The organism is Ruminococcus sp. (assembly GCF_024684275.1).
The window spans coordinates 1-11,049 of sequence record NZ_JAIKXF010000123.1; the positions used below are offsets into that span (position 1 = coordinate 1).

Below are 11,049 nucleotides of genomic sequence, written 5' to 3' on the forward strand. Positions count from 1 at the left end.
GGCTGAAAAGCTCATAGCAGACGGCGGATACGGTCACACCTCGTCAATATATCTTGATACTGTCACTCAGCAGGATAAGCTTGCAGAATTCCGCAGCCGAATGAAGACCTGTCGTATACTTGTGAACACTCCATCATCACAAGGGGGTATAGGCGACATCTACAATTTCAGACTCACTCCGTCCCTTACCCTCGGCTGCGGTTCATGGGGCGGAAATTCCGTAAGCGAAAATGTTGGGGTAAAGCATTTGCTGAATATAAAAACTGTTGCCGAAAGGAGAGAGAATATGCTTTGGTTCAGAGCTCCCGAAAAGATATACATGAAGCGCGGCTGCCTGCCCACTGCACTTGATGAACTGAAAAGCGTTATGGACAAGAAACGCGCCTTTATCGTTACGGATAAGTTCCTCTACGAAAACGGCTTTACAAAGCCTATAACAGATAAGCTTGACGAGCTGGGCATACAACACTCTTCGTTCTTTGACGTTGCTCCCGATCCCACACTTGCTTGTGCAAAGGAAGGTGCGGCTCAGATATCAGTATTCAAGCCCGATGTTATCATAGCTGTCGGCGGCGGTTCTGCAATGGACGCAGCAAAGATAATGTGGGTGCTTTATGAACACCCCGAAGCAGACTTCGCCGACATGGCAATGCGCTTCATGGATATACGAAAGAGAGTTTACACCTTCCCGAAAATGGGCGAGAAGGCTTACTTTGTGGCTATACCCACCTCTGCGGGAACTGGTTCTGAGGTGACACCTTTCGCAGTTATCACCGATGAGAGCACAGGAGTAAAATATCCTCTTGCAGACTATGAGCTCCTGCCGAATATGGCTGTCATCGACACCGATCTCCACATGAGCGCTCCAAAGGGACTTACCTCTGCTTCGGGTATAGACGCAGTTACTCACGCTCTTGAAGCATACGCCTCTGTAATGGCGACAGACTTCACAGACGGACTTGCACTAAAGGCTCTGAAAATAATATTCGAGTATCTCCCCCGTGCTTACGACAACGGTCCCAATGATCCAGAGGCAAGGGAGAAAATGGCTAATGCTGCAACGATGGCAGGTATGGCTTTTGCAAATGCTTTCCTCGGAGTAAGCCATTCTCTGGCACACAAGCTGGGAGCGTATCACCACATTCCACACGGTATCGCAAATGCACTGGTCATCGAAGACGTGCTGCGTTTCAATGCAGCTGAAACTCCTGCAAAAATGGGTACTTTCCCTCAGTACGACCACCCTCATACTCTTGAACGCTATGCAGAAGTCGCAGACTATCTGGGACTTGGCGGAAAGACTCCGAAGGACAAGCTGGAAAAGCTTATTGCCGCTATAAGAGAGCTCCGCCATAAGATAGGCATAAAGGATACTATCGCAGATTACGGCGTTTCCGAAAAGGATTTCATGGCTACTCTCGACGAAATGACAGAAAATGCCTTTGACGACCAGTGTACAGGTGCAAATCCCCGTTATCCGCTTCTCAGCGAGATAAAGCAGATATACTTCAACGCTTATTACGGCAGAACATTCACTGAAAAAGAGTATCCAAAGGCTTGAAAGGAGACTATGCTATGAAACTTGATAATTGTATCTCAGAAAGAATAAACAAGAAGATATTCCGCGACGGAAACAAGTGCATAAAGCTGTTTGACGAGGTATTTTCAAAGTCAGACGTTCTCAACGAAGCTCTCAACCATGCGAGAGTTGAGGAAACGGGACTGAACGTCCCCGAGCTTTTCGAGGTCACAAGAATCGACGGAAAGTGGGCTATCGTTTCGCAGTTTATCGAGGGTGAAAGACTCTCGGACCTTATTGCGGCAAATCCGAAAAAGTATGATGAATATATGGAAATGTTCGTGGATATACAGCTTGATATCCAGTCCAGAAATTGTCCGCTTTTAAGCCGTCTGAAAGACAAAATGAACCGCAAGATAGACCTTACCGACCTTGACGAGACCACAAAATATGACCTCCACACCCGTCTTGACGGCATGAAAAAGCACAACAAGCTCTGTCACGGCGACTATACTCCCTCAAATATAATCATAACTCCCGATAACAAGCCATATATCCTCGACTGGGCTCACGCTACCCAGGGCAATGCTTCGGCAGACGCAGCAAGAACGTATCTCACTTTCTGCCTTGAGGGAAATATCGCAGGCGCAGATAAGTACCTCGACCTTTTCTGCAAAAAAAGCAATACCGCAAAGAAGTACGTGCAGTCGTGGATGCCCATAGTCGCAGCTTCGCAGTCCGTTAAGAAAAAGGACAAGGAAAAAGACATTCTCCTTTCGTGGGTGAATGTGGTCGATTATGAATAAAAACGTCGGGAAATATATTGTTCTTATTTTGAATGCAGTGCTTTCGGGCATTATGATAAGCGTCGGCGGTGCGGTGTATCTGCTGTGCGAAAATAAGATAATCGGCAGCTTTCTTTTCAGCTTCGGACTGTTCACCATAGTACAGAGAGGCTTTGCCCTTTACACAGGAAAAGTCGGATATATTCCCGAAAATTCTCCCGTTTATATTATTGAAACTCTCATCACGCTTATCGGTAATATTGCAGGCACTGCATTAACAGCGATCTTGCTTCAGCATACGCGCTTTTCACAGACACTTCATGAAAAAGCTGCGGTATGTATGGCTGCTAAAACAAGCGACAGCATTGCAAGTCAGCTCATTCTTGGTGCATTCTGCGGAATGCTCATGTATCTTGCAGTCGATAACGCTAAGGAAAGCAGGAAAAAGAAGGCGGATATGTCATTTGTTTTCGGTATATGCATACCTGTTATGATATTCATAATATGCGGCTTCAATCATTCAATTGCTGACGCATTCTATATGTTTTCGACAGGAACTTTTCCGGAAGATATACCGTACATACTGACAGTTGCAGCAGGCAATGCAGCAGGCGGTATGATGATTCCGCTTATAAAAAAGATAACTCCAATTTAATACCACCAAACATACAAAAACAAGGCAGGGATCTTCATTTCCCTGCCTTGTTTGTTTTTGCATATTTATTCTTCTCTGCGGCGTACTTTCATGCTGCCTTTTATACAGATCATTCCAAGTCCGATCATCATAAACGCACCGAGAATAATAAACAGCCTGTACATTGAATTATTACCCGTCTGAGGCAAATTAACGGGTTCATTCGCTGAATTTACACCCTTTCCTGTTTCAGGATCAACAGTGTATTTATCAAGCACATTGCCCTTGCTGTCAGTGATACTTATCTCACGGTCACCGTCAGAAGTGCGCTTTATCGAAGCACTTGCATCAGTGACTTTATTTTTGCTCTGATAATCATTAACTGCCCAGCTGCAAAGCTCCTCGTCTGACGCTATATTATCCTTATCATCAGCTTCAACATAATTTTCGGAAGCAAATACAGGTGCTTTATCACCCTTGCTCCAGCTGTTGAGGTCTGTTCCGTCATTTGTATAGAACAGGAGATGTGAGAGACCCTCCTTGTTATTCGACATCATATCGTCAAGATATGCACTTACATCTTCAAGTATCTTCGGCATATTTTCTTTATTTGCATTCAGAGCTTTTACAAACTCATCAGAAGCCATTTCTGCGGCAGTTTTTGATGAGGTTTTCAGCTCTCCGCCGACTACTGTACCCGAAGCTGTCTTTTCGGTGATCTCCTTTCCTGCTGCCTTGTAAACTGCGCTTCCGTTGTAACAGCACTCGTAATCCAGTGATATACCTGCGTTTCGTCCGTTGATACCGCCAACATCTACAGTTGTGATAAGCGACTCGACGTTACCGTATGTGTAGCAGCTGATATTAGTACCGCCCGACATACCTGTAAATCCGCCGACCATTGCTTTGTTGTTGCTCTCTGCATTTGCAGTTATATTTCCAAGAGTATAGCAGTTCACCTGTGCAGAGCGGTTTGTCATTCCTGCAAGTCCGCCTGCGTATACGGAAGAAGTTCCCGTTGCAGCGTTTATCTCAACATTTGTGCAGCAGTCAGTGATAGTGCCGCGAAGGGTGCTTCCCGCAAGTCCGCCAATTCTTGCAAAGGACTCTCTTGTTTTAGCGTTAATAGTTCCCTCAACGGAGCAATTGTCGATAACAAATCCGTTCTGAGCCCATGCGATAAGTCCGCCAACATTCGCTTCATATCGTGAGTCAACATTGATAGAGATATCCTTGAGCTTGATATTTTTGATAGTAACAAGCTCTTCATCGGCTTCGGGAGTAAGATTTGTGTCGTGTTCGCCTGCTGCCAGTCCGAACAATCCGGAAAGATAAATATCGGCAGGAGCTTCCTTGCTTCCAATGGCAAGACCTGATATAGTATGGTTTCTGCCGTCAAAGCTTCCTCTGAACGGATAAACGGAAACAGTTTCCTTCTGACCGTCTATCTCTGCCTGTATAGCGTGACCGATAGGCAGCCATTCATCGCCTGTAAGTGTGATATCGCTGTCAAGAGCGAACCAGATACCCTTCCAGTCAACATCATCATTCATAGCCTCAGCCACATAACGGAGCTGAGCTTCTGTTCTGATAAGATACGGTTCTTCCTCAGTGCCCATACCGCCTGCAAATTTTGAAGCATCGGCTGCTGCATATGTTGTTTTGTCATTGTATGTGGATTTGTCCTTGGCAGTTTGCAGTGCCTCGTCATAAACCTCACCGCTTGTTGAACCGTCAGATGAAATAATCTTTGTTACTTCGCCGTTTTCAACTGTGATAGTAACCACTGCCTTTTTATCCTTATCACGTCCGTACCATGTACCGTCGTTGAGCTTCGCTTCTTCCTTTTTAACTATCTCAGCCTCGGGCTGTACGTAAGAAGCTTCTGCGTACTCGTCAGCAAATGTGACCTCACTGTCGTATTTCCATGTTTTAAGCGAACTTTTTGTTAATCCGAACTGTGTGAGCTCCACGGGGAACTCATTGAAGTTTTCATTCAGCTTTTCTGCAAGCTTGCTGTGATCCTTTGAGGTATAAGCCTCGTTATTGTACACAACACCGCCTGTATACGCCATACCCTCATCACTTACGCCCGATGATACTCTCGTACCAACAGCCGCAACGGGGTCAACAGTTTTTTCGCCTATCTTCATTGAAGCTTCACCGTTGTAATAGCAGTCGTATGTGTGTCCGATACCTGTTATCCAGCCTGATACAGCGCCTGTGTATATTGAATAATCGTTTGTTTCATGCTGACCTGCACCGTAGCAGTTCACAAGATAACCTGCATTTACAGCAACAAGCGAGCTGATAACTGCCATGCCCTCATCTTCGCGGTTACCGCTGCCGTAAACATTTCCGAGAGAGTAGCTGTTTGCAACAAGTCCTCTGTTGACAAGTGCAGCCAAACCGCCTGTTTCACCGAATGCGCTGCCCTTAGTTACCGTGCAGTATGCATCAACATCAGTCTTGCAGTTGATGATAACCCCCTTGTAAACGTATGCGGCAATTCCGCCGACAAAATTATTGCCCTTATCGGAGGTCAATTTGATACTGCCGTTCACTTCACAGCTGTCAATGACGGCACCTTTGTAATCTTCGCTGTCGGAGTTCATAAATGCCGCTATACCGCCTGCATATGCGCTTGCATTGTATGTGGCGTTTATAAGCACATTTGTGAGCTTTACATTCTTGACCACTGCATTTGTGCCTAAAACACTGAAAAAGCCGATATAGTTTTTATCCTGTACAAGCTCCATTGCTTTCTCCGCACTTCCAACAGTCATGCCCGATACGGTATGACCCTTTCCGTCAAAGCTGCCGTTGAAGACATAGTCGCTGTTGCCGATTGGAGTCCACTCCTTATCGGATACGTCTATATCACTCATAAGCTCAATGAATACGCCCGAATAGTCGATATGCTCTGAGAGAGAAGAAGCGAACGCACGAAGCTGGTCTGCTGTTTTGAGCATATATGGTTCTTCTGCGGTACCTTTTCCCGATTCAAATATTGAAGCGTCAATAACATCATTTATGAACACTTCATCTGAAAGAGTTATTTTTCCCTCGTCCGAGAGCTTCCATAGCCTTAATTCTGCTGTGTTATTCTCATTTGCAAGGATTTTAGAAATATCATAGAGATTTTCATTGAGCTTGTCTGCAAATTCACTGCTGTTTATTTCGGCGACCTTTTCAGCTGCAAATGTACCCTCTGCGTTCATAGAACCTGCGCCGTCAGATACTGCCCCAACAGAAGTTTCTGCGCCTGATTCGTCAATATATCTAAGCTCGGCACTGTCTGCATAATAATCATATTTTCCTGAAGCCGCAGGCATAAGTGCTCCGTTGATAATGCCTGCACAGTTTGAAGCATCGGACTGCGCTATAGTACCGACTGTCACATTGCCTGCCGAGAAGCAGTTGTACTGCTCAGAAGTCATCATACCTGCAACTCCGCCTGCATACAGCGACAGACCGCTTGATGTCAGTACCTTTATATCGCCTGTATTTGCACAGTTTACGATGTATGTGTCGTTGCCTGACATTGAAACTATTCCTGCACCGTATGCGATCTTGGTATTCGATGCGGAATATATACTTGTTTCGGATACACAGTTTGAAATAGTAGCGTTTCCTGCTGCTCTGCCCACAACACCGCCTGTCATGACCATAGCTTCATTGGTCTTGGCAGATACAGAGCCGCTGACACTGCAGCTGTCAATGACCGCATGACCATCTGTCTTTGAAACAGCCTTGCTTGTGATATCACCTGTGATGCCGCCTGCTCTTACAACTTTTGTGCCTGCAACATTGATATCAACATTTTCAAGCCTGATACCTGAGACCTTTGCCGTACTCAGAAGAGTTGAGAATAATCCAACATTGGTTTCATCAGTATAGGCTGTTTCATCATTTGCTTTGATATTAAGACCTTTAATGATATGACCTCTGCCGTTGAAGTCTCCTGCAAATATCTTATCAAGATTCTTGCTTGCAGCACCCTCAGCACCTATGGGATTCCAGTTTGCAATGTCCGACAGGTCAATGTCCGCGTCAAGGACGATGTACTTTCCGAGGTAGTTTTCGCCGCTGTCAACACTTTCTGCAAATCCCGCAAGCTGAGCAGCTGTTTTTACAACAAAGGGATCATTTGCGCTGCCTGAGCCGTCCGCAAAGCAATCAGGAGCAGTGCTCCTGGCAAGAGCATTATTAACAGCATTTATTATGCCTTCACTGCTGTATGTTGCACCGCTTACAGCGTCAACTCCTTCAGTGCCGTTTGCAGTTATTATCTCAGGTATCACCGCTTCAGCTCTTTCCCAATATGAGGGCGTGTCTTTTTGCTCTGTAACGTCTATGGCAGCTATAGCCCCGTCTGTAACAGTTACAGAAACTGTGATATCACCGAGAAATCCGCTTGCTGTGCCTGTATACGTTCCGTCTTTATAAGAAGAAGCCGCATTGGCTAAAGCAGATACATGAAAAGCATTAGTCAGAAGTGCTGTAGATAATACAGCGCATGCTATCCTTTTCTTTCGTAGTTTGTTTTTCATTTTTTGACCTCACTTTACTGTATATTGATAATAAATTAACAGCTTGCTTTACAATAAGCTGTTAGGATTTACTAACATAATAAGTATAGCACTATTTGTCATTTATGTCAAGTATAATCCAGTACTTTAAAACATCTGTACTATTTACTCCTTTTTATTTATATCGTTCTGTTTTTTGGCTGAAACTCGAAATTGCATTACAGCATTGACAAACGAGAGAGAACAGTGTACTCTTATTTAAGAGTACACTGTTCTCTGACAGGAGATGATACAATGCCGAAGCCTAAGAAAGAGAGCCATGAACGTATAATAAAAGCTGCAGCAGAAGAATTCCTGACCTGTGGCTTTGAAAACGCTTCTTTACGTCGTAACAGGCAGATAACCGCCGTAATACTATACTTTATGCTGCTCAACGATACCTTTGTCGAAATAGTCGCTGTAATAATCATAAAACAGTTCGCAGGCTTCGGTGTAACGCTGCTTTTTCTGCAAGCTGTTCCAATGCGCTTACCCAATAAGAGCTTGTGCGGATTTTCTGAGATACAGCGGCAAACTCGTCAGCATCGCCGCCGTCCCACATAATCACACGGTTGAGCTGAAAATTGAAATTCGCATCGCTGTTCAGTTCGTATGTACCTGTTTTGAACTCTATTTTCTGAGATATATCATATTTTTCCATTGAATATACTCCTTTTCAAATAATTATATCCAGCAGGCTAAATAATTCATTGCTATTTAAAACAATGTGCATATCCACGCTGCAAGCGCAGATGCGGCAGGAAAAATGACAAACAGCTTCATTAGCTGACTTTTGATGTTATAGCCGTATTTTCTTCTTGTATATGCACTTTTGACCTCCGGATAATAAAACTGAAAGAACTGAAATTTCATCAGAAGAAAATAATCAAAGCAGATCATGTCGTATATTTTGTAAATGGTGAATATGGAAACGAAGCGCAGGAAGAACTGCAAAAACGTAAAGTCACTTCTGAAACCGTCCCAAATTGATATTACGCCTACGCCTGCTATCATCAGTATACTGAATGTCATCAGCGTCCAGCCTATTGCTCTCGCACCGTAGAATAATTCATGTTCTCTCGGCAGAAGCACTTCCTGAGCTTCCTTTGGTGCGGACGCAAAAAACTCTTTCTTCTGTACAAATGCTACTGCTGATAAAAGCATCAATGTTATCGCTGCACAAAAAACTATTGCAAGAAAAATCGTTAAAAGCATAGTATACTTCCTCGCTTTCAAGCTCTGCTTTTCTTATTACGGCGTGCAGTACCGCAGCCGCAGTCAAGAAGGTCGGTAAATGGTTCTTTCTCCAATTCTGCGAGTATATCAGGATAATCTTTTTTGCACATATTATATACGCTTGCATGATCTGATTCATATATCTCAGCAGCCTTTGTAAACTCCTTAACGGATAAGTCTTTGTATTCTGCGCTTGTCATAAAAATTCTCCTTTCAGCTCCGTTTCCATGGAATACACCGATTGACACGCTTGCAGTAATCCTCATATTCCTGTCCGTAAAGGTCACGCAGCCATTTTTCCTCTGTGTTTTTCAGCACTAAAGTCATAATGCACCAGTTGATGAAAATAACTGGAATAAGCCAGACATTACGCCATAAAAGGCTGATCCCTGAGATAAGTATCCACCAGCCGCTGTACATGGGATTTCTTACCCAAGCGTAAATACCATTTGTTTTAAGGTGATTTTCCTTGATATTCTCGTCCATGTCCGAACGCACTGCGCCGATAAACCAGATAATAATACCTGTTATCGTCAGAATAATTCCGACAGCACACAGCGGTATCGCAGAAAAACCACTTAATATGCCAATATTGAACACATAAGAGAATAATAAAACAGCGACCGCCGCAATAATTGCCATTCCTATTACAAGAAACGGTCCTATTCCAAAAATCGGTAAATGTTCTTTTTTCTTCATCATATCACCTTATCTCCATATCCAAAAACGAAGTATCCCATAGTCTATCCCCGAAAAAAACACAGCCATGATAGTGGTATATACACAGCCTATGAGAAATCCCTTGAAGTGAAAGAAGTAATCCTTATATCCCTTGCAGCCTTCTGTTCCTCTTATTACTACCCATTTCGGCGTGATCGTGCATACGATAAGCCAGTCCATAACGAGCAGATCAACAACATTCCATGTCATAGCGACTATAAACAAATATTTAAGTACCTGTAGGAAAGAGACCTGTTCGCTGTGGAAGTGCAGCAATCCGAATACAAGCAGAGTACCAAGTATGATAAGACCGCCGACTGCACCGAACCGTTTGGCTGCTTTTTCCTGTTCTTTTGTAGGTTTATCTATTGCTGCCGCAGCCTGAATATCCTTTGGATAATCATGAAGCATGGAAAACGGATAGAATTTCAGTATCAGAAATACATAGACGCTCCACATGACCGACCATATCAGACCGCATATCAACGCATTCATTATCATAATTTATTTCTTTCCGACCAGAAGTGACGAACCGCTGAGACCAAGAACTTTAGCTTCGCCCTTTGTCATAAACATACCGTCTGTTGTGTCGATAAGCTCTGCGACCTCATAGCCTTCATCATACAGCTCGCTGATAAACTGCTGCATATCACCGTACCGAGCCTTTGACATAATATCATGGATAGCAAATGTACCGCCTTTTTTCAGTACACGCAATGTTTCTCGCAAAAGCTCCTGTTTATTCACACCTGCAATGTTATGATAAACATAGTTGCTTGTAACTGCGTCGAAATACTCATCGGGGTAATCCAGCTTGCAGGCATCGCCCTGATGAAACTCGGTATTATTAACGCCCTCTGCATCGGAGTTGTCCTCGCAGAGCTGCTGACTGAATGAAGCATACTCCATACCCCAGCGGTCAATGCCGATCATTCGTCCCTGCGGATTTTGCTTTGCACAAGCGATAGTCAACGCACCGCTTCCGCAGCCGACATCAAGACCTATCCCGCCTTCGGGAAGAGTGATGTATGCAGCAGTTCCCTCAACGATCTCTTTTGAAAGCTGACGATCGCCGTCATAAGAGAATTTGCTGTGAGCATAGATGCTCCAAGCCGTCATTGCGCCGCATACAAGTGTACCTGCACCTGCTGTTGCGACGAGAGCTTTTTTCACTTTCGGATCAATCTTTGCACACATCAGTGCTGCCGTCCCTGCACCGAGAATCGCAGTTCCGGCAGTAAGCGCAGTTATCATTCCATTCGGCACCCAATTCTTATAATTTGCACTCATTGATTACACTCCCTTATTTTTTGTATCCCATAACTAAAAACAGATTATCCTTTTTATTCACCGATATATCTGAAAATCCTACTTCTTTGAGCATATTGGCTATCTGCTCTGCCGTGTATCTCGTCATACACGGCACTTTCTTTTCCCAATCCTCATTGGGATCACCGTAATTGTTGATAACCGCAAAGCAGCCGTCCTTTACAAGAGTACGGTGTACTTCCTTGAACCCTTTTTCCGGCTTTTTCCAGAAAAACACCGTCTCGAATGCAGTTATCAGGTCGATACTGTTTTCTT

The 11,049-nt window shown here is 44.1% G+C and carries 11 protein-coding genes; 3 read left to right on the plus strand and 8 right to left on the minus strand.

The window, feature by feature from the left end:
• The 3 genes from K5677_RS13480 to K5677_RS13490 form a co-directional block, all read left to right on the plus strand.
• On the plus strand, positions 1 to 1,561 hold a 1,561-nt coding region (locus K5677_RS13480; RefSeq protein ID WP_296728992.1), incomplete at its 5' end, for an iron-containing alcohol dehydrogenase.
• Positions 1,562 to 1,575: 14 nt separating this feature from the next.
• Entirely contained in the window at positions 1,576 to 2,325 is a 750-nt protein-coding gene (locus K5677_RS13485; protein ID WP_296728995.1) for a phosphotransferase, read from the plus strand.
• Complete coding sequence (locus K5677_RS13490; protein ID WP_296728996.1) at positions 2,318 to 2,959, plus strand: formate/nitrite transporter family protein; 642 nt, start codon at positions 2,318 to 2,320, stop codon at positions 2,957 to 2,959. Before K5677_RS13485 ends, K5677_RS13490 begins: the two co-directional genes overlap by 8 nt.
• A 65-nt stretch (positions 2,960 to 3,024) precedes the next feature.
• On the opposite strand, the gene K5677_RS13495 is transcribed toward K5677_RS13490, so the two are convergent.
• The 8 genes from K5677_RS13495 to K5677_RS13530 all read right to left on the minus strand — a co-directional run.
• On the minus strand, positions 3,025 to 7,491 hold the full coding sequence (locus tag K5677_RS13495; RefSeq protein WP_296728998.1) for an FMN-binding protein: 4,467 nt from the start codon (positions 7,489 to 7,491) through the stop codon (positions 3,025 to 3,027).
• 445 nt (positions 7,492 to 7,936) lie between these two features.
• Positions 7,937 to 8,170 (minus strand): hypothetical protein, encoded by a 234-nt coding sequence (locus tag K5677_RS13500; protein WP_296729000.1) that lies wholly within the window; start codon positions 8,168 to 8,170, stop codon positions 7,937 to 7,939.
• A gap of 56 nt (positions 8,171 to 8,226) precedes the next feature.
• Positions 8,227 to 8,724 carry a hypothetical protein gene (locus K5677_RS13505; protein WP_296729002.1) on the minus strand — a complete coding sequence of 166 codons (498 nt, stop codon included), beginning with the start codon at positions 8,722 to 8,724 and terminating at the stop codon, positions 8,227 to 8,229.
• A 17-nt stretch (positions 8,725 to 8,741) separates the two neighbouring features.
• Positions 8,742 to 8,945 (minus strand): hypothetical protein, encoded by a 204-nt coding sequence (locus K5677_RS13510; RefSeq protein ID WP_366849488.1) that lies wholly within the window; start codon positions 8,943 to 8,945, stop codon positions 8,742 to 8,744.
• A 13-nt stretch (positions 8,946 to 8,958) separates the two neighbouring features.
• On the minus strand, positions 8,959 to 9,447 hold the full coding sequence (locus K5677_RS13515; RefSeq protein WP_296729003.1) for an isoprenylcysteine carboxylmethyltransferase family protein: 489 nt from the start codon (positions 9,445 to 9,447) through the stop codon (positions 8,959 to 8,961).
• A 6-nt stretch (positions 9,448 to 9,453) separates the two neighbouring features.
• Positions 9,454 to 9,966: a hypothetical protein gene (locus tag K5677_RS13520; protein ID WP_296729006.1), complete on the minus strand. Its 513-nt coding sequence runs from the start codon at positions 9,964 to 9,966 to the stop codon at positions 9,454 to 9,456.
• A 3-nt stretch (positions 9,967 to 9,969) separates the two neighbouring features.
• On the minus strand, positions 9,970 to 10,755 hold the full coding sequence (locus K5677_RS13525; RefSeq protein WP_296729008.1) for a class I SAM-dependent methyltransferase: 786 nt from the start codon (positions 10,753 to 10,755) through the stop codon (positions 9,970 to 9,972).
• 13 nt (positions 10,756 to 10,768) lie between these two features.
• The coding region (locus tag K5677_RS13530) for a methyltransferase domain-containing protein (protein WP_296729011.1) at positions 10,769 to 11,049 on the minus strand (281 nt) is incomplete at its 5' end.

Bases quoted from the DNA above. Each gene is read 5' to 3' on its own strand.
- K5677_RS13485 (WP_296728995.1), top strand. From the start codon at position 1,576: ATGAAACTTGATAATTGTATCTCAGAAAGAATAAACAAGAAGATATTC.
- K5677_RS13490 (WP_296728996.1), top strand. From the start codon at position 2,318: ATGAATAAAAACGTCGGGAAATATATTGTTCTTATTTTGAATGCAGTG.
- K5677_RS13495 (WP_296728998.1), bottom strand. From the start codon at position 7,491: ATGAAAAACAAACTACGAAAGAAAAGGATAGCATGCGCTGTATTATCT.
- K5677_RS13500 (WP_296729000.1), bottom strand. From the start codon at position 8,170: ATGGAAAAATATGATATATCTCAGAAAATAGAGTTCAAAACAGGTACA.
- K5677_RS13505 (WP_296729002.1), bottom strand. From the start codon at position 8,724: ATGCTTTTAACGATTTTTCTTGCAATAGTTTTTTGTGCAGCGATAACA.
- K5677_RS13510 (WP_366849488.1), bottom strand. From the start codon at position 8,945: ATGACAAGCGCAGAATACAAAGACTTATCCGTTAAGGAGTTTACAAAG.
- K5677_RS13515 (WP_296729003.1), bottom strand. From the start codon at position 9,447: ATGATGAAGAAAAAAGAACATTTACCGATTTTTGGAATAGGACCGTTT.
- K5677_RS13520 (WP_296729006.1), bottom strand. From the start codon at position 9,966: ATGATAATGAATGCGTTGATATGCGGTCTGATATGGTCGGTCATGTGG.
- K5677_RS13525 (WP_296729008.1), bottom strand. From the start codon at position 10,755: ATGAGTGCAAATTATAAGAATTGGGTGCCGAATGGAATGATAACTGCG.